We start from the raw sequence: 24,936 nt of genomic DNA, 5'->3' as shown, positions 1-24,936 counted from the left end.
GGGTCGATGGCGCTTCTTCGTCGATCCATCGCGGGGGCGGGCGCGTGGCTGGGGCTGGGCCTGCTGGCAGGAGCGGCCCTGGCGTCGTGCACGACCGAGCCAGCCGACGGGGCGGCCGAGTGTGCGTGCTTCTCGGGGCCGAGCGACGAGCTCGAGGTCACGTGCGAGGTCGACAACTGCGGCACCGTGAGTGACCCGAGCGACTGCACCATGACGCCCGACGGGATGGTGCCCGAGGGCTGCTACGAGGACGCCGAGGCCAGCAACACCCAGGTGGTGTCGTGCGTGCTCGACCTGCTCGCCTCGGGCCAGCCGGGCCGCTTTCGCTACCGCAGCGCGACATTCCTGGGTACGATCACCAAGACCCGCAACTACCTCGCCAACGGTGAGGGCACGATCGTCAAGTGGGACGAGAACTTCAACGACGCGGTCGTGTCGTTCTCGGCGGTGGAGGCAAGAGAGGTGCCCGACGCGGGTGCGCTCGAGCCGTGCATGGAGATCGCGGATCCGTTCGAGCAGTGGGAGTGCATCGAAGGGGCGATCACGGGGGCGCCGGTGGTGATGGAGTGCGCTCCGGCGGCAGAGGGGATGCCGGGGCAGTAGCGCCAGCCTATATCATCGGTACGGCTGTCCAATTGGGCTGTCCGACGACCCTCCTCGTCGTAACGCCCTCTGACTCGGTCGCCCGATGGGCCGCAAAGCCGATCGACCTGGGTCGCGGGCGAACCATCATCGAGCCGTTGGTGATCGGGCCCAGGCAGATCCCCACCACGATCACCTTCGAGGAAGCACGAGCGCGTCCCGACTGGCTCGCGCTCATCGTGATGATGCACGGCAACGAGAGTGGGTCGGAAGATCTCAATCGGATGGCGATGCTCGTTGCTCGCGAGGTGGTTGCGCGACAGGACGAAATGAGTATCGTGTTGGCGGATCTGATCGTCGACTCCGTAAGAGAGGATGTGCGCGAGATGGTGCAGGCAGAGATGGATGCCGAGACTGGGTGGGGCAAGACCCTATGGTTCTCGGAGATCGGCAAGGCCGTCGCCGATGGCTGGGCCGATGGACGCCGCATTGGCATGAAGAAGGGCCTCGCCGCAGGGCGAACCGTAGGACGAGCCGAAGGCATCGCCAGGGCGCTCCTCACGGTCCTCGAGAGCCGGGGGATCGGCTTGAGCAAGCGACAACGCTCGAAAATCAAGCGCTGCCAGAGCCCAGAGACGCTCGAGGAATGGCTCCGACGCGCACTGACGGCCAACCGAGCGCAAGAGCTGTTCGCCTAGGCTGGGTTCGAGTTCGATCACCACGTCTGGCAGCGCTTGAGCTCCCGCGCCGTCTCCAGCAGCACCTCGCGCCCGCTCTTCTCCCGGTCGGTCAGCCCGCGCGCCCGCGCGTGCTTGGCGAAGTGCAGCACGAATTGCCGCACCGCCGAGCGCGTGTGCTTGTCGTAGCTCCCGTTGACGTTCAGCGAGTACCCGATCGCCGCCAGATCGTTCTGCAGCTCGGTGATCACGGGCGCACTGCTGGTCCCGTCGATCTTGCCGCCCGCGGCCGCGAACACCCCGCCATACGCAGTGGCAGCCACGAGATCGGGCCGCGACAGCCGTAGCCCCAGGTTGCTCCCCTCGAGCGCCGCCCAGTCGAAGTCGGGCCCGGGATCGCCCATCCGCCGCCCCACCAGCACGGGATCGGTCTTCGACGTCGCCACGTCCTCGAGACCCACCACGTGGTGGTCGGCAAACCCATGCCGACCGACCAACGCCTGCACGAGCGCCTTCAGGGCGTCGAGCTGCGCGGCCGGCAACGCCCCGCTGGCATGCACGAGCTCGATCCCGATCGACCGCTCGCGAACCCCCAGCGACCCCGCCCACCGTGCATGCCGGCTGTGCTCGGCCGCATCGGCATCGCGGACCATCTTCACCACGAACCCGCTGGGATCGATCACATAGTGCGCCGACGTCCCCGCGCCTCCACGGGCGAGGTAGGCCTCGAGCGTGGGCCCGAGGGTCGCGGCTCCACTGTGCTGGATCACCACCATGTCGATCGCCGCCCCGCCACGCGGGCGCGAGTGCGGGCTGGCCAGGAAGTCGGGCCACAGATCCACGTCGACGCTCGAAGCCGTGAAGCCCAGCACGCCTCCGTGCAGATCGCTCGGATCGGCCACCGCAGCCGCGGTCACCTGCCCGCCCGCCAGCGTGATCGTGAGGTCGAGGGCCCGATACGCCACCTCGACCCCGGCCGCGGGCTCGAGCCCGGGCCCGGCCGCCTCCGTGGCCAGCTCGGCGTCCCGCGGGGTCACTCGCAGGGTGTAGTCACCATCGCCCAGGTCGGTGATGTCGAGCGGCATCGCCTCGTCGTCGTCGCCGAGCACCACCTGCCGGCCCTGATCGACGATCTCCACCGTGGCCTCCTCGACCGGATGGTCGCGAAGCTGTCGCGCTCCACCCAGGATCAGCGCGCCGTCCACCTTGACCATGATGGTTCGTCGCTGCACCACCACCCGGGTGGCGGCCCCGGTGGGCACGGTGGTGGGCTCGAACGCCTGGGTCACATTGGGCAGGCGCAGCGTGCAATCGCCGGGTGGCAGCCCTTCGAGCCGCACTCGCCCGCGCTCGTCGAGCTGCCCCGTGCGCGTGACCCCATGCGGAAGATCGAGCTCGTAGGCCTCGCCACGGATGGCCTCGTCACCGAGGTCCACCACCGTCAGCTCCACGAAGGCCGCGCCGCCGACCGGGATCCGCCGCTTGGGAAAGCGTCGCTCGTCGCCGTAGAGGCTCGCCCCCGGCGGGCTCTCGCTCGACATGTCGGGCACCTCGCCCTGGTCGAAGAACAGCAGCTCCACCCGGCGGTTGACCGCCGAGCGCAGGCCGTCCTCGCTGCGCCCCTCCTTGGGCCACTGCTCGCCGCAGGCCAGGATCGGTGGACTGAGGAAGGTCAGCCCGCTGCGCAGCCCGGAGAGCTGGTCCTGGGGCACCCCGAGCAGCTGCGCGAGCGAGACGTCGTAGAGCTCGAAGAACGCCTCCCAGTCGGCCTCGCACTGCGGCCCGCGCTCGGCGAGCGATCCGCCGAAATCCAGGTTGTACCTGGCTCGAAAGCGCTCCCGTGCCTGCCGGCTCATCGGGCCGTACACGTTGTCGACGTCGCCGGGATCGCAATCCCAGCCGTGCGCCTGGTGGACCCACTTCAGGATCCGCTGCCAGTCCTCCACGTGGTGTCGGGCCTGACAGCCTCGGGCCCAGCCGCTGCGATCTCCGGTGAGCACCGCATGCACGTTCTTGGCTCGGTCCTCCGAGAGCGCTTGATTGTACGAGCGCGAGCCCGCGGTGTCGGTGTGACCGACCACCAGGAGCCGCTCGTCCGGGTGGGCCTCCCCAAAGCGCAGCGCCGCCGCGATCACGGCGATCCCCGTGATGTCGCCACCGTCGTCGGCGGTCACCGTGCGCCGCGGCTGGGCCTGCATCACCACGCTGTCGAAGTGGAAGTGGGCGTCCTCCATCTCGAGCAGGTGCGCACGCACGCGCTCGACCACCAGGCGATGCACCGCCCCATCGGGCCGCGTGACCCCATCCGCGAGTTCTTGCCAGGTGACGTTGGGCGCGGTCATCGGTGACTACTCCTCCAGCGTGACCAGGGCGGGCGCACGACCCGGCGACTGCGTGGCCAGGTAGGTGGCCTGCGACATCGGTCGCAGCTGCATGGGCACGGCCAGCACGGAGGGCCGCAGCGTCTTGTACCAGCGCGGTGCCGAGCCATCGCGCGACCACAGCACGCGCCGGTCGTCGGTTCGCAGCGCCCACACCAGCGGCTCGGACCCGTCCCCGGCGGGCTGCACCAGCTCGAGCGCGGCCTCCACCAGAGGGCTTGGCAGGGTCACCAGTGGCCGTGGCTTCTCGATCGCGGCGGTCAGCCGCCCGTCGACGTCGAATTCCATGCGCCCCAGGTAGACCTGCCAACCCTGGTGCTTGGCATCGGCCAGCACCCACACGCGCGTGCGACCCTCGGGGGTGACGCGCAGCACCAGCCCGAGCCCGGGCACGGGGTTGACCTGCGGCAGCGTCACCTCGGCGATCGGCGCGCCCGGGCCTCCCGCCTCCACCGCGAAGCAGGAGAGCACCAGATCGTCACCGCGGGACTCGACCGCCACCGCGCGGCGCAGGCTCCCGCCGCTCACCGGACCCAGCGCCAGCCGAGCCGTGGCGATCGACCCCCGCGGCTCGCTGCGCCACACCACCGCGCCGGTCGGCGGAGCGGGAGGCCCGTGACTGCCAAAGCGCACGAGCTCGAGCTGCTGTCCGCCTCCCGGGCTCGGGGCTCGCACGAGCACGTCGAGCTGCTCGCGAGCGTCCTGCCACACCGGAGTCACGACGCTCGACCCGGGCGACAGCGGCAGGGCCATCGGCACCCCCAGCGGGGAATCGTCGACGACGAGCGACCCGCCCTGCATCCACGTGCGCCAGGCGGCCAGCGCCGCCATGCGATCATCGTGGTGCCACGGCACGTGCACCGCCTCGACCCCCGCCGCCACGTCGCGCCGATGGACGAGATCGTGGCGCTGCAGCTCGCCGAGATCGGGACGATCCTCGAGCACGAGCGCATCGTAGATCGCGGGCGGCTCGCGACCCGCATGCACGAACGAGACCCACAGGCCGGCGGGAGGCCCCTGCTGCGCGTCCACGCCCACCGACGCGCTGCTGGCATCGAGGGCATCGAGCGTGAGCGACAGCGGAGCGGAGCGCACCGCCAGCGCCGTGCCCCCCGCACGCTCGGCCGACAGCTCGAGCTCGGCCACCAGCGAGTACGCTCCCGGCGCATCGATCGTGATCCACTGCGACAACGGGATCTCGCCCTCGTGGGTGCCTCCCGGCGGCAGCTCGATCATCGCGAGCGGCACGTCGTCGGGCACGGGCCGCGCGTCGCGAGACGTGGACGAGCGCGCGGTGAAGCGCCTGCCGGTCGGGAACGCAGGGCCCGTGAGCACGTAGGCGGGCTGCCACGCATCGTTGACGAACGGGTCGGGCACCCGCACCGGCGTGGGTCCGTCGTTGCAAAGGCGCACGTGCAGCTCGATGGACTCGTCCACCACCACACGCGATCGCGGCAAGGACAGCTCGATCTTCATGGCCGCGTGTTCTCATCGGGCTGGGGCAGCAACCAGTCGGCGCTCCAGCCTCGCATTCGCAGGATGCACAGGCCACAGAACTTGCGCTCGGCGCTGTAGTCGTAGCTCATCGTGCAGTTGTCGTAGGTGGCGTCGTGGCGATTGGCCTGCGCCCCGGCGGGCACGCTGGCGGTGGGGAACGGCGCGTGCGGCAGGAACATGTGGTGGCCGATCTCGTGGGTGAGCGTCTGCTGGGCGTTGTTGAAGCCACCGCCATAGTTGCCAGGCCCGGGGCACAGCACGAACGCACACTTGGTGCGACCGGTCGCGGCAAAGCTGGGCGCAAAGCCGTTGAGCTTCCGACCCCCCGGCTGAGTCTCGAGGTTGTAGAGCCCCGAGAAGTGCAGGATGTTCACACCCGGGTTGGCGTTGACGTAGCCGTTGCACGCGGCCACCGTGATGGTCGACGCCCACGACTTGCAAAGGCCGTGGTACTTGCTGGCGGTGTTGACCGCAGCGCCGCCGCCGGCCAGCCACGTGGTGAGCTGGGCCGCGCTCCAGCCCTGGGCGGCCCGCACCGCGGTCTTGAAGTCGTTGTAGCTGCGAAAGTGGAGCGCGTAGTTCCCCGCCGTGTACTGGTTGACGGCGCCGTCGATCGCCGCCTGCACGAACCATTGCTGCGCGGCCACGGCGGTGGCGACCTTGGCGTTGTAGTCGGCCTCGACCATGAGCTGCGAGCCGCCGGTGTCGTCCTTCATCTCGACCTTGGCGGCGCGGTAGTAGGCCTGGAAGGTGCCGATGTTCACGTCGGCGATCGCGGCGTTCTTCTTGAGATAGGTGACCACGTGGACCTGGCGCCACGTCTCGAGGGTCCCCATGCTGGCCTGGACCGCGCCCGCCTTGGGGCCGTTCTCCTCCATGTCTCGCAAGAGCGACACCCGCAGCGACCACGCGTCGCCGGCCATCCGCGAGGGCTCGAACAACACCCCCGTCTTGCCGCCCACGACGCCGTCGGTCCACGCCTTGGTGATCGCCATGTCGGCGCGCTCGAGGTAGCGCGCCACCTCGAACGGGAACGTGCCGGCCGTCAGCGAGCCCGACGGAGCCTGGCCCGCCTGCTCGGGGAACACGGGATCGGCCCCCGGGCCCCGCTTGCCCCCGCGATCGACGTGGCAATTGTCGCCCGCGGGCTCGGTGAGGTCCTTGTCGAAGTCGAGCGCCGCGTCGAGGTAGGCCTTGGCCTTGGCGTGGTGCGACGAGGTGTCCTCGGCCACGTCGATCCACTCCCAGGCGATCTTCACCCCGGCCAGCGCGCGCGGGGCCAGCGTGGCGTTGCCCTGCGAGTCCTTGGCCTTGATGGCCGCGAACACCGGGATCTGGGGCCCCCGACCCCACAGGCTCTGGTACTCGGTGAACAGCGCGTTGGAATTCATCTCGGCGCTGCTGGTCTTGAACACGTTGCTGACCAGCTCGACCTTGGTGGTCGCCCCGGCGGCGGGCAGGCTGCCGCCCAGGGTGCCGTGGAGGGTGCGATCGCGATTGGCCGAGAGCGTGATCTCGTCGCCGAGCTCGAGCTCGATCGCGGCCACGTCCACGCCAAACCACGTCGAGGCCTCCGGGGGGTTGGCCTCGCCATGGCCCCGCAGCCGCAGCCGCAGGGTATAGGGCGAGCGCAGCACGGTCGGGAAGCCCTCGGGCAAGGTCGGCGTGACGTCGACCTGGCCGTTCCAGTCGAACTCGTGATCACCCGCGGCGAATTCCTCGGCCGTCAGCGGGCGGCTCCACAGGATCACCTCGTCGCCGTCGTCGTCGAGCACGAAGAGCTCGAGCGTGGCGTGCTCGGTGCGCCCCTCGGGATCCTCGATGGTGTAGGTGATCTTGATCGTCTCGGCCCCCGACGCGAGGAAGAAGCCCACCTCGTCGTCGGCGGCCGGGGGATCGTCGTTGGTGGTCCAGCCGTGCGAGCGGGCCCCACCCGTGCCGAGCAGCTGCAGGCGCGTGACCCCGTAGTCGGCCAGCCCCTCCCCGGGGGGCCCATCCTCGCCCAGCACCACCAGCTCGGCCGCGGGGAAGCGGATCGTGTAGTCACCAGCAGGAATGTCCTGCAGGTGCACGATGCCCAGCTCGTTGAGGCGCCCGGTGGTGTCGCGACCATCGGCGTGGTGCAGCTCGTACTCCAGCCCGGCGAACGGCTCGTCGTTCTGGTCGTGCAGGCGAAACTCGATCCAGGTGGTCTCCTGCTGGTCGGTCAGATCGCTCAGATCGACGATGTCGTCGTCGTCGACCACGTCGAGCTGGCCCAGGCTGTCGTCGCGCGGGCGCTCGTAGAGCGCGAGGCGGCCGGTGGGTCGCTCGAGATCGTCGAGCACGCGCTCGACCAGCTCGCTCGGCTCGGGCTCGGCCAGTGGCTCGGTCGTCAGCCAGCCCATGCTCATCCCCAGCCGACGCAGGGCCGTGGGATCCTCGCGGGCGATCGCCTCGACCACCGCGGCGGCCCGCTCCACCGACACGGGCACGACATCGGGTGCGATCGCCTCCCAGCGGTCGGCGAACAGGTACTGCGGGCCCCAGCCCCAGCACAGGTGGTGATGCTCCGACATGGGCGGCCGGTCGCGGTCGACCGTAGCAGATCCCGCCGGGCGCGGGAGCGCCGATCCACGGCCCCCGTCACGTGGCCGGGTACGACCGTGGGCCAAGGCCGGCCTGCGGGCACACGGTCGAATTCGCTATGCTCGCTTGGTGACCCGCCTGACGCTCGGAATCCTCGCCTCGTCGTGCATCCTCGCCACGGCCTGCACCACCACCAACGTGGCCGAGCCCTCCGACGCCACCACCCCCGGGGCCGACCCGTCCTCGCTCCAGGCCGACATGGTGGTGGACGGCCCCGGGGCTCCGGCCGTGGCCACTTCCGCGAGCGGAGTGGGCACCTCCGCCCCCGCCTCCAAGCCCGCGCCGCTGCCCTACAACTGCCAGGCGCCGCTGATGGTGATCGAGGAGGTCACGCGCCTGCTCACCGTGGCGGGCACGCACGCCACGACCTCCTCGGCCTGCGTGGACGGGCCCGGTCACCGGGTGACAATCGACGAGATCCTCGTGTGCCCGGCCGCACCCAGCGGACCGAGCCGGCCGTTCGACGTGACCTACCGCGTGAGCACATGGAACGAAGGCGGGCGGCAAGTCTGCGGCGGCAAGTGCCCGCCCGTGGAGCCGGAGATCACGTTCCAGCGCGCCAAGCTCGTGTTTCGCAGCGACAAGGGCGGGCATGCGATCGAGCCGCCGAGCTCGCTGCCCGGGCTGCCGCTCGACGCCACGCCGGTCACCAAGGCCCACGACGGCGACTGCTACGGCAAGAGCGACGCCTTCGTCCCCCGAGCGCTCGCGCTGCCATAGCGGGTCAATTCAGCTTGACCACCTCGCCCCGCAGGGCGACCTCGTCGGTGGCATCGACCTCCACCGCGCCCGCGGTCGCCTCGAGCTGCACCTGCCGCCCGCGAATTCGCACCCGGCCCGGGACGGCGAGCTCGAGGTCCTCGTGCAGCACGGTCACCACCGGCCCCGATTCCCCCTCGTGGATCTCCAGCAGCGGCTCGCCCGTGGCTCCCACGATCCGCACCGCCTCGTCGCGCCGCAGCTCCACCTGGGCGGCCCCGCTCCGCTCGAGCTCGGGTCGCCGGGCGAAACCGTCGAGCACCCCGGTGACCACGGGCTCCTCGCTGCCCTCGGGGCACAGCATCAGCACCCGATCCTCCGTTCGCACGGGCAGCCCCTGGAGGGTGAGCAGCCAGCGCTCCTGCGTGGATCCGTTCGCCGCTCGCCAGCGCACCCGCACTCGCCCCCCCAGCGTGGGATGGCGATCGTCGATGACCCGCCCCATCAGGCACATCGGCCCCGGGCCCGGTGTCTCGCGACGGGCCTGGTGCTCATCGAGCAGCGCCTCGAGGGGATTGACCTCGGCCAACGGCTCGAGGACGGTTTCGTTGCGCTCGTCCTCGGTCTTCATCGCGCCCGACCTTCGCACTAGTTCATACCCGTCGCACCGCCCTCGGACAAGCCGTCCTCGGCCAGCGGCAGGCGCCGCGCGAGAACGAACGCCGACGCCGCGCTCCCGAGACATCGGGTATAGTTCGGTCCGCATGCGCTTCGAGAATCGGGCCCCCTGGAGCGCGGGACTGCTTCGAACCTCCATTGGCAACGGCACGATGGCGGGCTCCGTGCTCATGCGGGTCCTCTATGCCATCGAGGGCCAGACCCTGCGACCGCTCGACGAGCCGCTGCCCTGCCCCGCCGAAGGGGAGGAGACGATCTTCGGGATCTTCGAGCCCGACACGCCCTACGACAAGCGCGGGGTCGACTTGATCGTCGTCGGCCACGTCTACCCGCCCAGCCCGCCTGCGATCGCGACCACCGCCACGGTCCGGGTGCAGGCCCCCCGTGGTCAGCCGTGGACGCGCAGCGTCGCGGTGTTCGGCGACCGCCGCTGGCGTCGGCAAGGACGACAGTGGACCGTCACCGGGCCCGAGCCCTTCGCACGCATGGAGATCAGCCTCGCCCGTGCCTTTGGGGGCAGCGCCGAGCGGGAGGACATGCGGATCGAGTATCCCCTCAACCCCAACGGCGTCGGCTTCTACATCAGCGAGGAGCAGGCCGAGGGCCAGCCGCTGCCCAACTTCGAAGAGCTCGATCAGCGCATCGCCACCTGGAACGACGCGCCCGATCCGGCCGGGCTGGGCTTTTGCCCCTACGAGCTGGGGATGCGCGCCCGCGACTCGGTCACGGCACGCGAGGGAGAGCCGCCGTCGTTCGACCTGGTCAAGCTCCTCAGCAGCGCCTTTCCCAGGATGGTGGCGCCCCCCATCGGGTTCGGGCAGTGGATCCAGCTCGAGCACTTCACGCCCAACGGCGCCCTGGCGTTCCCCGTCCCCGACCCCGGCATGGTCGTGCGCATGAAGATCGGCAGCAAGACGGCCGAGCGCCCGCTGAAGGTCGAGCAGATCGGCATCGCCCCCGACCTCGGCCGGGCCTTCGTCACCTATCGCTATCCCTTTCGCTACCAGCTGCGCTCGGGCGAAGAGCGCAGCTGCTTGCTCGTACCAGCCGCGGAATCCCTCCCCGCGAGCGCTTGAGGAGTCCCATGGGTCACAACGTCCTCAAGCCCTGCTTCCCCATGGTCGGCTTCGATCTGCACGGGGAGATCTCGGTCACGCCGCCGTGGAACCCCGCGCCGTCGTTCCCGCACGTCTGCTTCAGCATCCTCAACGGGATCGTCATGAAGGTGGACAAGACGAGCAAGACCACCCAGGACGGCGGTTGGATGATCGTTCGGCGCACCTCGGACATCGGCAACCTGATCCCCCACGTGCCCATCCCGCCGATGCCCAACCTGGTGCTGTTGCCGCTGGTCATCGGGTTCTCCGGATCCAAGAGCTACTTCGGCCCGGCCTCGGTGCTGACCGAGGGCAAGGTCATCGGCTGCGCGCTCATCTTCGTCGTCGACATCAACGGCAACTGCTGGGACATCCTCTCGGCCGGCATCGGCCTGGTCGCGCCGACCGGGGTGGTGATCACCTGGAACACGGTCGAGACCTCGCTGACCTGGGGCGACATCATCGGTGGCTTCATCACCATGGCCATCGACGCGGCGGTCACCGCCCTGCTGAGCTTTGCGGCGGGCAAGCTGGCCGGGCGGATCTCGGGCCCGATCATCAGGCGCATCATGGGGTCTCGCGTGGGGACCTACCTGATGAGCAAGGCCGCCCTGTTCGCCACGCCCCTGGTCAAGAGCGTGGTGGAGAGCACCCTGGGCGGCGTCGCGCTGTTCCTGGTCGGCTCGCCGCTGGGGCACAGCCTTCCCGGTTTGCTCGGGAGCGATGTGGATGGGGGCTCGGCGGGCAATGCGTTCGGCTACGGCCTCGGCAACGCGATCACCGGCGACAGCCCGAGCGACCGCTCGTCCCCGGCGAGCACGACGCCGAGCACGCCCCAACCAACCGCGACCCCGGCCCCGACCGGGGCCCCGCAGACCGGCGATGGCTCCGCCCAGGACACGGTGGGCACGACCAACGGCAACGTTCCGTCGCAACAGCAGCAGCAGGCCCAGCGCGATGCCCTGCAGCAGCCGGCGCCCGAGCGCACCCCTGAGCCCGGCCAGCCGGGCGGCGACCTGGCCAACCAGCCCGTGGAGGAATGGTGACGATGCGAGCCGAGCGCTGCAGCGAGACCGTGTTCCAGGTCGGCGGCAACGATCCGTCCCACCGCCCGCAGATCGCGGTGCTGGTCAAGCGAACCTACCGAGTCACGCACGGCCGCATCATGGTCTCGGACGAGCAGCTGCCGCTGCGGCCGCTCGAGTGGGACGACTCCGTCCCGGGATGCCACGTGCTCCACGACGCCGACATCTATCCCGACAAGGCGCTCACCGACGTGGTCGTCCTCGGGCATGCCTACGCTCCGCCGGGGTCCCGGCGCGGGTATGCGTCGATCCGCGTGGGGCCGGTCCAAAAGCGCCTCGAGGTGTTCGGCGATCGCAAGGTCGCCCTGGGTCGGGATGGGCGCATCGTGTTCTCCGAGCCCGAGCCCTTCGACCGCATACCGGTCACCAAGGATCGCGCCTACGGGGGGCGTGACATGGTCACCGAGAGCACGTGGGGCAACCCGTACGAGATCCTCGAGAAGGAGGCCGGCTGGGACGCCGCCGCGCACAGCCCCTTTGCCTACCCGCGCAATCGGGCCGGTCGGGGCTACCTGGTCACCCCCACCGCACAGGCCTGCGAGGCGCTCGAGCTGCCCAACCTCGAGGACCCCCAGGCCTTGCTGAGCCCGGACAAGCTCGCGGTGGGGCACCCGGGTCGCTGGCCCACGATGCCGCTGCCGTGGTTCCTGGGCTGGACCCACCTGGCCGAGTTCCCGCGGATCGCCTTCGCCGGCAGCATGCACCCGTGCCACCCGGATCTGGGCCCGCTGCCCGAAGTCAGGCGCGGGTTCGTGCCGCCCGACTTCCCGCGGCTGGGCAAGGTCGAGCACGTCTACACCCCGCGGTTCTGGAACGGGGCCTCGCTGGGGCTCGCGCTGGGGCCGTTCACCAACGAGGTCCACACCATCGAGTTCGAACTCGAGAACCTGCACGCCCGCGAGCCACGGCTGCGATTTCGGCTGCCTCCGGGCCGGCCGCGGATCTGGACGGGCTCGTGGAACGGAACCCTCGAGGAGACCGAGCCCAAGCTCCACCACGTGGTGATCGAGCCCGACGAGGATCGGGTGACCGTGGTGTGGGGAGGCAAGAACGTGGCGCCGCGGCCCTACCTCGTCGAGGAGCTGATGGCGATGCCGCTGCGCGTCGAGTGGGACTGAGCGCTACCCCTCGCGGGACGGCCCACGCACCAGCAGCCACGCGATCAGCAGGATCATCAGCGGGCCGAGCCCGAGCGTGAGACCTGCGTGCGCCGTTGCGGCCTCGCCCACCTGGGCGAACGTGGTGGTACCCGAGACCGTGATGATCGGCACGGTGGTGCCCGGCTCCAGGCCGCGACAGTCCCCCTGAGGCACCGTGAGCTCCAGCTCGCCCTGGGCGCTCTGCAGCGTCAGCTCGCACTTGGGGTAGCGACTCTCGACGACCTCTTCCTTCTGCGTCACCGTGCCCTGCTCGGCGCTGCCGAGCAGCCGCCTGGCGTGGTAGCCGACGCACAGCAGCTGCATCACCACGCACACGACGACCGACCAGCGCGCGAGCTGGAGATACGCGCCCCGTTGATCTCCCCCGCGACGCGCCCCTGCGATCGCGAAGGCGAGGGCGAGGATGAGCGGCAGGGCGAGATTCACCCCGAACACGACGACCATCGACCACAAGGGGTCGTGGTGGAGATGGGTCTGCATCGACATCTTCGCGTCGTCGGCAGAATGGCACGTCGGTCGAGCGACCGTCGACCGTTCATCGCGGCCTCACGCGTCCTCGGCCAGCAGCAGCGCCTGGCCCACCATCTTGGCCAGCGTCTGCTCCACCACGTGGGCGAGCGGGGCCCGGATGCTCGCGCGCTCGCGCAGCGGCCGTCCGTCCAGGGTCAGCTCCAGCTCGCCCTGGATCACCAGCTCGGTGAGCACGGCGCACAGGCGCTCCTGGTCGTGCTCGCCGTCGAGCCGCAGGATCAGCTGCCGCGGCGCACGGTCGAGGCGAACGAGCTGGTGGTGCAGGCTCGCCACGAAGTCACCTCGACGCGCTTGGGCCCGTGCAACCCGGCTCGCCCGCGGACGGGCAGGCACCACCGCCGCCACCGGCGGCACCCAGCGACGCACCCCGACCGCGCCGCCGAAGCTGCACCAGAGCAGATCGGAGGCCAGCGTCTCCTCCTGCCCGGACTCCGCCGGCAGGCCCGCCTCGCGCACCAGCGACGACGCCCGCTGAAACAGCACGTCGACCGACAGCGCCCGGGGCCACGCCCGCTGCAGCAGGAGCAGCGCCGCCTTGGTCAGCGGCGTCGAGGTCGTCATCTCGACCTCCCCCGGCCCCACGAACACCTGCGGCAGCCCTGGGGTCAGATCGACCGCGCCGTCCTTGGGACGGCCCAGCAGCTCGAACGAGAGCGACTGCGCGGCGCTCGGCCCCAGCTCGCGTCGCAGCGTCACGCCCTCGTGGCAGATCACCGTGGCGCGGAACTGCCGGTTGCGCACGAAGTCCATGTACTGCTCACGCGTCAGCAGATCGGGGGCGATCCGATCGAGCGTGGCCTCCACCTCCGGAGCCAGCCCCCGAGCGATCATCGTCTGCAGGTCCGTCTCGCCCACGTACTGCAGGCGATGCGCCGCGAGCCGCTCGGCGAACTGGTAGAAGTAGATCGGCTCGTTGTCGTCCTCGAGGTGCTCGTGATAGAGGTAGTCGTCGGGCAGCGCCCGCAAGAGCCTCAGCTCCCGCAGCAGCGAGGCCCCGTAGGGCCCCTGCCCGTCGGACACGTTCTCGCTCAGGAACCCCAGCAGGGCCTTGGCCTGCTCCACGCGCACGGCGGGCTCGGTCAGCTCGCGCACGTGATAGCGCATCATGTGCCGCACCATCTCTCGCAGGTGCCAGCCCGGATAGACGTTGTAGCTGACGTAGCCGATGCCGTCGGGTCGTCGCAGATGATCGCGCAGGATCTCGAGGATCTTGTCCTGCACCCGGGCGGGCACCCACGAATACACGCCGTGGCAGAGGATGAAGTCGAACGTCCCCCACGATGCATCCACGTCCATCAGATCGGCCCGGCGCAGCTCCACGTTGGTCAGCCCGGCCTCCGCCGCCAGCTCCCGCCCCAGCTCGATCTGCCGGCGCGACCGGTCCACCCCCACCAGCTCGCTGCCCGGCAGCAGCTCGGCCATCGGCAGCAGGTTCCCGCCCGAGCCACACCCCAGCTCCAGCACCCGACACCCCGACGCGAGCGCCGGCCGTGCGCCGAAGAGCGACGCCACCACGTGCAGCCGATCGGGATGCGACTGAGGATACGGGTAGCTCGTATAGGGAACCTGATCGTAGCCGTCGAGAGGTTCCGGTGCGTCGGTCATTGTGCGGGCTAGTTCAGCTTGACCATGCCACCGGCGAACGAGCCCGTGGCTCCGCCGCCGTCGATGTTCACCGAGGCGCCCTTGATCACGATGGCGCCGTTGCTCACGCCCACCCCGCTGCCGTCGGCGACCACCTGCCCGCTCTTGCCGTTGAGCGTGACCGTGCCGCCGTTGACCGTGGCATCCGCCGTGAGCACGATGTTGGCTCCCGTACTGGCGCCCAAGTCCACGTTGCCGGTCAGGTTGATGAACGAGCCATCGTTGGACATCAGCTGCGCGTTGCCCTTGAGATCCAGCGTGCTGCCGCTGTTCGAGGTGGCGTTGATGTCGCCGGTCATCGTGATCGTGCTCTTGGCGCTGGAGGCGGCCACGATCTTCGAGTCGAGCACGATCGACGAGCCTCCGCCCGCGCAGATCTTGATGGAGGTGGGATCCACCGTGATCGTGCTGCCGCCCACCGTCAGCTTGAAGAGGTTGGGGGCATCGAGGAGGATCTGGTTGTCGGCGTGCAGCTTGTAGGTGTCGTTGACCGAGATGTTGTTGCCCTTGACCTCGCACGTGGACTTCGAGCGACCGCACGGGCTGCCGTTGATGATGATCGTCTGGTTGCCCTCGATCGTGACCAGCTCGTTGCCCTTGACCGTGCGCGTGCGATCGACGTCGACGTTGTGGGTCTGGTTGTGTCCCACCGTGGTCGAGTGGTGGTTGAGCACGACCTCGTTCATGTCCTTCTGGGCGTGGATGAAGACCTCCTCGCTGCCCTTGGCGTCCTCGAAGCGCAGCTCGTTGAAGCCGCCGCCTCCCACCGAGGAATTGGACTTGATCGTGCTCTTGGTCTTCTCGGCCGGCAGCGGATAGGGCGGCGTGTTGGCGCTGTTGTAGACGCAGCCGGTCACCAGCGGCCGATCGGGACTGCCGTCGAGGAACTCGACCACCACCTCCATGCCCACGCGCGGGATGAACACGGTGCCCCAGCCCGGGCCCGCCCACATCTGCGCCACGCGAACCCAGCACGACGAGCCCCCGTCGAGCGCCGAGTGCTCGTCCCAGTGGAAGCGCACCTTGATGCGGCCGTGCTTGTCGGTGTGGATCTCCTCGCCCGAGCCCCCGGTGACGGTGGCCGTCTGGGGCCCATGCACGCGCGGCGAAGGGGTCGTGCGGGACGGTCGATACGGCTTGCCGACCGGGATGCACTCGAAGGTGTTCTCGTAGCGCGGCCCGTCGTCGCTGCCCGACGCCTCCACCCCCGGGGCCTCTCCGCGGTGGGTGATGCGGGTGAGCAGGAAGTCGAGCTGGTCGAGCAGGGGGAACGAGCGATCGTCGAGGGTGAAGCGCGCACCCGAGAAGAAGCCCACCACGTTGGACTGGCCGCGGCCCAGCTGGCTCTCGCTGTCGTAGAGCTCGTAGCGCCGCTTCGCCTCGAGCAGGGGCTCGTCGATCGCCGTGCCGTCGAACCCCGACGAGGGGTCGGCCCCCGCCTGCTCGTCGACCGCCTTGCGCCCCGCCGAGAACACGTACTGCCGCCGCAGCGGCGAGGGATCCTCGGCCGGCGAGCTGGTCTCCAGCTGCGCCTTGGGGTTGGGGTCGAACGCCTTCCAGTTGAAGCTGCGCACCATCACCTGGTTGGGTCGCAGCGGCTGGCACCAGTCGAAGTAGCGCAGCGAGTCGCGGTCGGCCGTGTCGGGGCGATCGGTGATGATGGGGATCACGCCCGACCCATCGGGATCGATGTACTCGGCCTCGGGGAACGCGGTGTTGGGGTCGCCGCTGCTCTGGTCGACCAGGACCATCACCTCCTTGTTGTCGGTGACGCGGAAGTAGTAGGTGATCCCGTCCTCCTCCATCAGCCGGCTGACGAAGTCGAGGGCCGACTCGCGCAGGCGGACGCAGTAGTCGCGCTTGGGGTACTGCTCGGTCGAGGTCGACAGCCCCGACGCATCCATCTCGCGCCCGAACGCCGACAGCGCCGGCTCGAGCACCGCCTTCAAGATCTCCGGCACCGTCTGGTCCTGGTAGATGCGGCTGCCGAGATCCTGCGACAGCAGCTTGAGGGCCGGCACCACGTGGATCCGCAGCGCCAGCTTGCGATCCACGTTGACCCCCACGTAGTCCACCCGGTGGATCACCCCCGCGACCTGCCGCATGACCTCGCGGCGATCGATGTCGAGCCGAGCGCTGGCTCCGAGCAGCTCCTCGGGGTTCACCCCCACCTCCTCGGTGAGGACGTCGACGATGAGCGCGTAGGGCTGGCTCAGTCCCTCGGTGAGGTGGAAGCGCCGGACCAGCCACTCGGGGTTGGGCCCGCCTTGCACGTCGAACGTGTAGTCGACCGTCGAGATGGGCTCGCCCGTCATCGCGATCGGACTATGGCACGGAGCCGCGGGCGGTTGGGCGCTCATCGACCGCGCTCATTGCGCGATCCGCCTACATGTCGCACCTATCTTCGAATCCCCCTGCACTTTCCGTGATCGGTTGGGGGCTGATTTCCACTAATCACGCGCAAGGTCGCTGCGCCGGCCCCCAAACGGGGCAACGACCAAAGCCGTGCCGCGAGCCCCCAACGCGGCTTCGTCTCCCACCACCGCGAGCCCCCAACGCGGTGGCCTCATCCAAGACCCTGCAGTGCCCCCAACGCTGCAGGGTCTTTCCCTTTGGTTCCCCGAACGCCACCGCATCGGTCGATCGATCCACGAGCGCCGCGTCGGTTCACGAGTCGATCCGCATTTTTTCGTGATCGGTTCGTTCGCGGATCACACTAAAGCCCTGTCACTGCCGAGCGGCGCCGAGGCTCCCTCCCCCATCCTTTGCCTCGGCGTTCCTCTCGGTCCCCAACCAAAATCGCTCGACAGTGACGAGGCCGCGCTCCCATGCGCGGCCGTTCCTTTCCTGGCGACCTCCCCCCCCATCACCCCAAACGAAGGGTCGCCCTCTCGAGCCCCGTCGCTTCCCCCAAAGGCGACGGGGCTCGCTTCTTTCGAAGCCTCCGAAGCCTCGGTGGTCAGTTCGCGCTGCGCTCGCGCTCGATCTGCTCGACCATCGCGCGCGCGAGCGCCTCGGTGAAGGGCTGACCGGTGAACCGTTCGAGATCGAACAGCCCGCCCGCGCTGTGCACGTTGGCCTCGCACAGCACGTCGCCGATGAAGTCCAGGCCCACCAGGAACAGGCCGTCCTCGACCAGGCGTGGTCCCACCGCCTCCACCACGCGCTCCATGGCGGGCGTGAGCACGCCCGGCACGGGTCGCCCACCCGCATGGATGTTGCTGCGGAAGTCGTCCTCGGCCGGCACGCGGCGGATGGTGGCCGCCGCCCCTCCCACCCGGAGGATCGAGCCCCCGACCACCAGCACCCTCGTGTCGCCCTCGTCGGCCCGCGGCACGAACTCCTGGGCGATCACCATGCCCCCGCGCTCGAGCAGCAGGTCGAGGATCTGATTGAGGTTGCGCTCGCCGGGGTCCGCCCGAAACACCCCCACGCCACGCGTGCCCCGAGCGGGCTTGAGCACGGCCGGGCCGTCGAGCTCGAGCACGAACCGGTGCAGATCCCGACGATTGGCGCTGGTGATGGTGCGCGGGCGCGTGAACGCCGGAAACAGCCCCAAATAGGCCTTGGAGGCACCACGCACCAGCCCTTGCGGACGGTTCAGCACCACCACCCCGCGGTCGTGGGCCAGCTGCAGCAGCTGCAGCGCCTCCGAGTGCATCTCCTGTCGCGCATCGCGGGCGGGATTGACTCGACCGATCACGCCGCCCAGCTCCTCCAGCCGCAGCCACGTGGGCGTGGCCGTCGCCAGGGCCTCGACCGCCGCATCCGCGCTGGTCACCTGCGGACCCAGGCCACGCGCAAGGGCCACCACTGCGCCGTGCTCGTCCATCCCCAGGTCGGCCACCCCAAACACCCGGACGTCGTGCCCCTGGCCATGGAGCGCGGAGATGAGCATGGCGGTCGACTGCCGCGGGCCGATGCCCTGCAGCTCGTTGACCAGCACGCCCAGCCTCATGGCAGCGGCTCCTCCAGGAGCGCCTCGAGGGTGCCAAAGCGATGATCCTCGACGACGTGCCCCAGGTGCAGGATGCGGGCCCCGGTGGCGCTGACCGGCTCCACGCTCTTGCCGATCACGATGCCGCGATGCGGCGCGGTGTACTCGCGCACCAGGTCCCCGAACACGTCGACCTGCCGCGCGATCACCTGCCCCTCCTCCACCATGTCGCGCAGCTCCGGCAAGACCTGCAACAGGCCTCCCGTGTCGGCATACAACCAGCGCGAGCGATCGCAGAGCACGGGGGCGGGAACGGGGGCCAGCGGCCGCCGCGGAAGCATCTTCATCTGCGCCAGCATGGCGCGCAAGCCCTGGAGCGTGCGCTTGACCTGCCGCGGCTGGAACACGTGGGGATTGCCGATCTCCACCGTGATGGCCGGCGAGCCCCGCGACGACATCCATCCGCGCAGGGTGTGATCCATGGGCGGGTTGTGCAGGATGATGCTGGGGCGCTGGAGCAACGCCATCTTCGCCGTGGTCGGGTCGTCGAGATCCGCGCGCACGTAGAGCGTGTTGATGCGCCCGAAGCTGGCCGTGTGGAGGTCGGCCAGGTAGTCGAACGGCTGGATCACCCGCGACACCAGGCGCGCCGCATACACGTGCGACTCCGTGCCGCCCTCCCGACCGGGGAACACGTGGTTCAGGTCGATGCCGTCGTCGAACTCGCGCGTGTGCTGAAGCAGCCCCGGCACGTTGAGCACGGGGACCACCACGAGCGCTCCGCGCAGCGTGTCGGGCTCGGTCGTGGCCACCAGGCGGTGCACCACGGGGATCCCGTTGAGCTCGTTGCCGTGGAGCGCGGCGGTGACGCCGAAGATCGGACCCTCGCGGCGACCCTTGACCACGATCACGGGCAGCTGGGTCGCCCGCCCCATGCCATCATGGACCAGGTCGACGAGCAAGCGGGTGACCCGACCCGCGGGGAGGTCTGCCACGCGCAGCGCATCCACACAGCAGATGCGCCGATCCAAGAACAGGGCGGACAGGGTGGGATGGCTCGCTTCGATCGGGTCGTTCACGGCTGGTGGCTCGAGTGGGGGCAGGCACGGAAACGGCACCCGGCTTCGGGGGAGCCGTCGGGCATCACGAGCATCGTCGCGCACATCCGGTGTCATTCCCATGCCGACCCCCCGCGAATTCCCGGTGGGTGTCGCCGGCCGCCCCCAAGGCGTAGAGCGGCGCCGCAGAGCCTTGCCGTCGGGCTTCGCCTGGTTTTTTGCCTTGGCGAGGGCGGCGCGGTGCTGGCATGTTCGAACCCCACGAAGGCCGAGGGGGAGACACGAGATGCGAAGCGCGATGCGATGGCTTGGGACTTGGGGGGCAGCGTGCGCGCTGGTGGCGTGCACGCCAGGCGATGGGCGAGAGGACGACACCTCGGCGGGACCGGGCATCGACAGCCTGTCGCAGGGCGACGCCTCGGCCTCGGGCACCAGTGACGTGACCACCACCGATCCACCGGCCACCTCGAACGTGGCCTCCGACGACGGGATGACCACGGTGTCGGTCGACGACGACGACACCAGCAGCACCCCCAAGTTCGACATGATGCCGTGGATGGACGTGACGATCCCGGAGGAGGGCTGCCGCAAGGTCGACTTCCTGTTCGTGATCGACAACTCGGGCAGCATGGCCGACGAGCAGGACAACCTGACGGCCAGCTTCCCCGGGTTCATCTCCGGGATCCAGAGCGCGCTCGAGCAAGTCGACGAGTACCACGTGGGCGTGGTGACCACCGACGCCTATTCTCCCAACAACGCCGTGCCCGGCTGCAACGTGCTGGGTGGCCTGGTCACCAAGACCGGCGGCAGCAACTCCAGCAACGCCACCTGTGGGCCCTACGCTGCCGGCACCAACTACATGACCGAGATCGACAACCTCGACGTCGCGTTCGCCTGTGCGGCCGACACGGGGACCTCGGGCAACGGCTACGAGCTGACCATGGACGCCATGAAGAACGTGGTCAACGGCGTTCATGCCGGGCCCGGGCAGTGCAACGAGGGCTTCCTGCGCGACGACGCGTTGCTCGTGCTGGTGCTCATCACCGACGAGTACGACGGCCAGGGCGACCCCGAGGGCCAGGCTTCCTCCGGCACGCCCGCCGACTGGTACAATGCGGTCGTCACCGCCAAGCTGGGCATCCCCGAGAACGCCGTGGCGCTGGGCCTGCTGAACTACGCCGGTGGCCCGTGCCCGCCCGCCAGCACCGTCTACGACGGCGTCAACATGGTGAACTTCGTCAACATGTTCGGCGCCAACGGCTTCCTGGGCGGCATCTGCGAGCCCGACTACGGGCCCGTGTTCGCGCAGGCGGTGGGGATCATCGAAGAGGCCTGCAACAACTTCGTGCCGCCGGGCTAGCAAGCTCGATCGTGCGAAGCCCGACCGGGCGGGAGGAGGGACCACCAAGCGGTCCCTCCATGTCCTGTCGCGCCACGCGAACCGTGTTCCTGGGCATCGGGGCTCGCGTGGCCCGCGAGCCTGCCCATTTTTCCCGGAACCGTTGCCCCGAGCAGGTGTCCCACCTGCGACCACGAGGTGTTCATGCGTGCTTGGCCATCGAATTCGCTCGCGCTGCTCATCGGCTGCGTCCTTTGGCTCATTGGCTGCTCGGGGCCGGTCGTCGAGACCGACGCGACGGAGGACGAGCGCGAGAAGACCGTGGTGGCACAAGCCATTCACCACGCGCGGCAGGAGGTTCGCCCGGTGCTCACGTGGCGCGAGAATCCCTCCCCCACGGTGCCGATGTCGCTGACCGCGAGCGATGGCACGGGGCTCGATCTGGTCGCGGTGAAGGCCCGGGTCGTCATCGAGGATCCGCTGGCCTTCACCGAGCTGCACCTCACGTTCGTCAACCCCGAGGACCGCCGCCGCGAGGGTCGCTTCGAGATCGAACTGCCGCCCGGAGCCGCGCTATCTCGGCTGTCCATGAAGATCCGTGACCAGTTCCAGGAGGGCGAGGTGGTCGAGCGCCAGGAGGCACGGCGAACCTTCGAGGAATTCATGCACGAGCGCCCCGACGTGGATCCGGCGCTGCTCGAGAAGGACGCGGGCAACAAGGTGCGCGCCCGCGTGTTCCCCATCCTCCCGCACGAGCGCAAGGAGATCATCGTCTCGTTCTCCCAGGAGCTGGGCTCGAGCCCCTATCGGCTCCCCCTGCAGGGGCTGTCGACGGTGGAGGACTTCGACGCGCGCGTGGTCGTCAAGACCCACGACTCGGCTTCGGCCGGCGATCGCAGCTCGCTGTCCGGCGCACAGTCGGCCCAGCGCGTGGTGGAGCTGCAGCGCACCCACTTCACGCCCGACAAGGACCTGGTGATCGAGCTCGACGGCAGCAATGCCGCCGCCGGCCTGCACTCGGGCGACCTGGCGGTGGTGCGCGTGCGACCCGATGCCGATCGACCGGCCACGCCGCCCGAGTCGCTGCTGGTGCTGTTCGACACCAGCGCATCCTCGTCCGCCGGGTTCAACGACCGCGTCGAGCGACTGGGGCGCGTGCTGTCGACCTTGGCCCAGCACCAGGACTTCCGCGTGCGCGTGGTGGGCTTCGACCAGACCCAGCAGTCGGTGTTCGAGGGCATGGCCTCGAGCATGGGCGTGGACGTGCTGGCCGATCTGGTCGAGGGCCGGGCGCTCGGTGCCTCGAACCTCGAGGCCGTGCTGGCCATGGCCGCGAGGGCAGAGGGACGCTGGGAGCGGGTGCTGCTCGTCTCCGATGGCGTGGCCACGGCCGGGCAGACCGAGCGCAGCGCCCTGCGGGCCGCCGTGCGGCAGCTCGAGACGATCGGCGTACGCCGGCTCGACGCGCTGGCTCCCGATGCGCGCCAGGATCGCGAGTCCCTCGGCGACCTGACCTCGGCGCTGCCGGAGGCCGGAGTGATCGTCGACGACGAGCGCTCCCCCGAGGTCATCGCCCACGCGCTGTCCCAGGCGCCCTTCGGCGAGGTGGCGCTCACCGTCAGGGGGGCTTCGTGGAGCTGGCCCGAGTCCCTCGCGGGCGTCCAGCCCGGCCAGGACGTGCTGGTGTTCGCCCGCTACGAAGGCGCTCGTCCGCCGGTGGTGACCGTGGAGCTCTCCGATCCGTCGCTGCCCACCCAGGAAATCGAGACCCTCGAGGTGGAGCGGCCGCTGGTCGAGCGTGCCTGGGCCCGCGCCCGCATCGCTCGCATCCTGCACCAGCAGGCTCGGCTCCAGCCGGGCCCGAGCTCCGCGCGCGAGGCGATGAACGCCCGCGTGATCGAGCTGTCGACCCACTACCGCGTGCTGACCCACCTCACCGCGCTGCTGGTGCTCGAGACCGAGGCCGACTACCGACGCTTTGGGATCGATCGCAACGGCAAGGCCGACATCCTCACCGCCGACGGAGGGTCGGTCCGGGTGATGCGACGCTCGGACGGGGAGCGCAAGCCCTTGCCGGTGGAGGACGACCTGGCGGCCACCGTGGTGGCCTCCGCCGATGGCCCCGTGGACGCGATCCCCCAGATGGCCCGGAACTTCGACCCGGACTCGCAGGCCGCCGACTCCGGCGTGCTCGGCATGATGGAGCAGGAGAGCGGGCACTTCCTGGCCTCGCCCTACGGGGGCTCCTTTGCGGTGGGCAACGACGACGAGGACGTGTGGGGCGGCCTGGTCGGCACCGAGGTCGGCGAGGCCTTTGGCGCCGGCGGCCTGGGCCTGTCGGGCACGGGCGCCGGCTACGGCGAGCACAAGGGCCTCTACGCCATGAAGGGGCCCTCCCGCGAGAGTGTCGAGGTGGGGGGCGGGGACCTGGGGCTCGTCGGCACCGGTCGGGGTGGCGGTGGCACGGGTGAAGGCACCATCGGCCTGGGCAACACCGGCCTCATCGGCGCGGGCGGAGGCGGAGGCAGCGGCAGTGGGTACGGTCGAGGCGCGAGCCTGGGCTTCGGCGGTCGCGGCCAGAGAGTCCCCGTGGTGCGGCAGGCCAAGGCGGAGGTGATGGGCTCGCTCGACAAGGACATCATTCGACGCATCGTTCGGGCTCACCTCAACGAGGTGCGCCACTGCTACAACCAGGGGCTCACGACCGACCCCAACCTCAAGGGCCGCATCCTGATCGCGTTCACCGTTGGTCCCGCGGGCACGGTGACCAATGCAGCCGTGGATGGGTCCGGCACCTCGCTCCCCAACCCCCTGGTCACCGCGTGCGTGGCCAAGGCCGTCAAGCGCTGGAAGTTCCCCAAGCCACCGGGCGCGGAAGTCGTGCACATCAAGTATCCGTTCATCTTCGAGCCCGGCGGCGGTGCCTGGTCGAGCGAACCCACGCCTCACTGGGGCGGACATGCACCCGTCGTCCGACGCCCGCGCCCGATCAAGTCGGCCCACACGGGGCGCTTTGCCGAGACGCACGCCCTGCTCGCGTCCGGGCAGGTCGATCAGGCGTACGAGCTGGCCTGGAGCTGGGTGCAGACCCAGCCGAGCGACGTCCTCGCCCTGCTGGCCCTGGGCGACGTGCTCGAGAAGCGCGAGCGACCCGCCCTGGCCGCCCGCGTCTATGGCTCGCTCATCGATCTACACCCCTCGCGGGCCGACATTCGTCGGGCCGCCGGTGAGCGCCTCGAGCGACTGGGTGAGTCCGGGCTCGCACTGGCCATCGACAGCTACGCCAAGGCGGTGGAGTCCCGACCCGATCACCCCTCGGGCGCACGGCTGCATGCCTGGGCGCTGGTGGAGCAGGGTGATCACGAGCAGGCCTTCGAAGTGCTCGTGGCCGCTGCCGAGCGCAGCTATCCCGCGGGTCGCTTCGCGGGCGTCCACACCCTCCTGCGCCAAGACTTGGCCCTGGTGGCCGCCGCGTGGCTGGCCAAGCAACAGGACGAGGGCCTGGCTCGCGCGCGAGCCCGTGTCGAGGCCGCCGGCGTGCGACCGTCGACCGAGGCCTCCACCCGCTTCGTGGTGACCTGGGAGACCGACACCACCGACGTGGACGTGCTGCTCCATACCCCCGGCTCGCGCCGCAACCACGGGCATCGCATCGCCGACGTGCGCACCGGCTACGGCCCCGAGGCGCGGGTGCTCGAGGGTTCTCGCACGCCCCTCGAGGTGCAGGCCTCGGTGCGGTACTTCGATCGCAGCAGCCAGGGCCACGCCATGGGCACGGTGCAGGTGGTCTCCCACGACGGCCACGGCCACGTTCGCCTGGAGGCCCACCCCTTCGTGCTGATGCAGCAAAAGGGCGTGCTCGAGCTGGGCTCGGTGCAGACCCACGCCACGCAGTCGTCCCTCGGGATCTAGGACTCGCGGCGGATGCCGAGAGCCGAGCCCG

17 protein-coding genes are annotated in these 24,936 nt (G+C 69.9%); 8 read left to right on the top strand and 9 right to left on the bottom strand.

The genetic code is table 11. The annotated features are described in order from the left end of the window. The first annotated feature begins 6 nt into the window (after window positions 1–6). Both OEB96_RS08430 and OEB96_RS08425 read left to right on the top strand, forming a co-directional pair. Window positions 7–603 carry a hypothetical protein gene (locus OEB96_RS08430; RefSeq protein ID WP_266214973.1) on the top strand — a complete coding sequence of 199 codons (597 nt, stop codon included), beginning with the start codon at window positions 7–9 and terminating at the stop codon, window positions 601–603. A gap of 32 nt (window positions 604–635) precedes the next feature. Further along, complete coding sequence (locus OEB96_RS08425; protein WP_266214972.1) at window positions 636–1,280, top strand: hypothetical protein; 645 nt, start codon at window positions 636–638, stop codon at window positions 1,278–1,280. 17 nt (window positions 1,281–1,297) lie between these two features. On the opposite strand, the gene OEB96_RS08420 is transcribed toward OEB96_RS08425, so the two are convergent. Genes OEB96_RS08420 through OEB96_RS08410 form a run of 3 tightly spaced genes read right to left on the bottom strand, consistent with a single transcriptional unit; the run spans window position 1,298 to window position 7,695 of the window. Further along, complete coding sequence (locus tag OEB96_RS08420) at window positions 1,298–3,601, bottom strand: N-acetylmuramoyl-L-alanine amidase (RefSeq protein ID WP_266214970.1); 2,304 nt, start codon at window positions 3,599–3,601, stop codon at window positions 1,298–1,300. A gap of 6 nt (window positions 3,602–3,607) precedes the next feature. Further along, the gene (locus tag OEB96_RS08415) at window positions 3,608–5,116 is read right to left on the bottom strand and encodes a hypothetical protein (protein WP_266214969.1); all 1,509 of its coding nucleotides are present in this window, start codon (window positions 5,114–5,116) and stop codon (window positions 3,608–3,610) included. After that, window positions 5,113–7,695, bottom strand: a complete 2,583-nt coding sequence (locus tag OEB96_RS08410; RefSeq protein WP_266214968.1) for a hypothetical protein — start codon at window positions 7,693–7,695, stop codon at window positions 5,113–5,115. The genes OEB96_RS08415 and OEB96_RS08410 overlap by 4 nt, the downstream gene beginning before the upstream one ends. Window positions 7,696–7,834: 139 nt before the next feature. Here OEB96_RS08410 and OEB96_RS08405 point away from each other — a divergent pair, with 139 nt between their 5' ends. Beyond that, complete coding sequence (locus tag OEB96_RS08405) at window positions 7,835–8,485, top strand: hypothetical protein (protein WP_266214967.1); 651 nt, start codon at window positions 7,835–7,837, stop codon at window positions 8,483–8,485. Between the two features lie 4 nt (window positions 8,486–8,489). Here OEB96_RS08405 and OEB96_RS08400 read toward each other — a convergent pair whose 3' ends face one another. Further along, entirely contained in the window at window positions 8,490–9,095 is a 606-nt protein-coding gene (locus tag OEB96_RS08400; protein ID WP_266214966.1) for a hypothetical protein, read from the bottom strand. A 133-nt stretch (window positions 9,096–9,228) separates the two neighbouring features. Here OEB96_RS08400 and OEB96_RS08395 point away from each other — a divergent pair, with 133 nt between their 5' ends. The 3 genes from OEB96_RS08395 to OEB96_RS08385 are packed head-to-tail and all read left to right on the top strand — an operon-like array spanning window position 9,229 to window position 12,442. Next, window positions 9,229–10,218, top strand: coding sequence for a DUF2169 domain-containing protein (locus tag OEB96_RS08395; protein WP_266214965.1), 990 nt, complete (start codon window positions 9,229–9,231; stop codon window positions 10,216–10,218). Window positions 10,219–10,226: 8 nt separating this feature from the next. Further along, window positions 10,227–11,285 carry a hypothetical protein gene (locus OEB96_RS08390; RefSeq protein ID WP_266214964.1) on the top strand — a complete coding sequence of 353 codons (1,059 nt, stop codon included), beginning with the start codon at window positions 10,227–10,229 and terminating at the stop codon, window positions 11,283–11,285. Between the two features lie 2 nt (window positions 11,286–11,287). Beyond that, a complete protein-coding gene (locus OEB96_RS08385; RefSeq protein WP_266214963.1) occupies window positions 11,288–12,442 on the top strand; it encodes a DUF2169 family type VI secretion system accessory protein in 1,155 nt (384 codons plus the stop codon). 3 nt (window positions 12,443–12,445) lie between these two features. On the opposite strand, the gene OEB96_RS08380 is transcribed toward OEB96_RS08385, so the two are convergent. The 5 genes from OEB96_RS08380 to OEB96_RS08360 form a co-directional block, all read right to left on the bottom strand. Next, complete coding sequence (locus OEB96_RS08380; protein WP_266214961.1) at window positions 12,446–12,964, bottom strand: hypothetical protein; 519 nt, start codon at window positions 12,962–12,964, stop codon at window positions 12,446–12,448. A 66-nt stretch (window positions 12,965–13,030) separates the two neighbouring features. Then, the gene (locus OEB96_RS08375; protein WP_266214960.1) at window positions 13,031–14,620 is read right to left on the bottom strand and encodes a methyltransferase regulatory domain-containing protein; all 1,590 of its coding nucleotides are present in this window, start codon (window positions 14,618–14,620) and stop codon (window positions 13,031–13,033) included. Window positions 14,621–14,628: 8 nt separating this feature from the next. Then, window positions 14,629–16,974 (bottom strand): type VI secretion system Vgr family protein, encoded by a 2,346-nt coding sequence (locus OEB96_RS08370; RefSeq protein ID WP_266214959.1) that lies wholly within the window; start codon window positions 16,972–16,974, stop codon window positions 14,629–14,631. Between the two features lie 644 nt (window positions 16,975–17,618). Then, window positions 17,619–18,617, bottom strand: a complete 999-nt coding sequence (locus tag OEB96_RS08365; RefSeq protein ID WP_266214958.1) for an ATP-grasp domain-containing protein — start codon at window positions 18,615–18,617, stop codon at window positions 17,619–17,621. Then, entirely contained in the window at window positions 18,614–19,675 is a 1,062-nt protein-coding gene (locus OEB96_RS08360; RefSeq protein WP_266214957.1) for a succinylglutamate desuccinylase/aspartoacylase family protein, read from the bottom strand. The genes OEB96_RS08365 and OEB96_RS08360 overlap by 4 nt, the downstream gene beginning before the upstream one ends. 316 nt (window positions 19,676–19,991) lie before the next feature. On the opposite strand from OEB96_RS08360, the gene OEB96_RS08355 reads away from it, so the two are divergent. Next, the gene (locus tag OEB96_RS08355; protein WP_266214956.1) at window positions 19,992–21,014 is read left to right on the top strand and encodes a hypothetical protein; all 1,023 of its coding nucleotides are present in this window, start codon (window positions 19,992–19,994) and stop codon (window positions 21,012–21,014) included. 183 nt (window positions 21,015–21,197) lie between these two features. Beyond that, window positions 21,198–24,905: an AgmX/PglI C-terminal domain-containing protein gene (locus tag OEB96_RS08350; protein ID WP_266214955.1), complete on the top strand. Its 3,708-nt coding sequence runs from the start codon at window positions 21,198–21,200 to the stop codon at window positions 24,903–24,905. Window positions 24,906–24,936 lie beyond the last annotated feature (31 nt).

Source organism: Paraliomyxa miuraensis (assembly GCF_026337845.1).
Classification (GTDB): domain Bacteria; phylum Myxococcota_A; class Polyangia; order Nannocystales; family Nannocystaceae; genus Paraliomyxa; species Paraliomyxa miuraensis.
The sequence above is the reverse complement of the archived record's forward strand: the minus strand, read 5'-3'. Positions and strand labels throughout refer to the sequence as shown.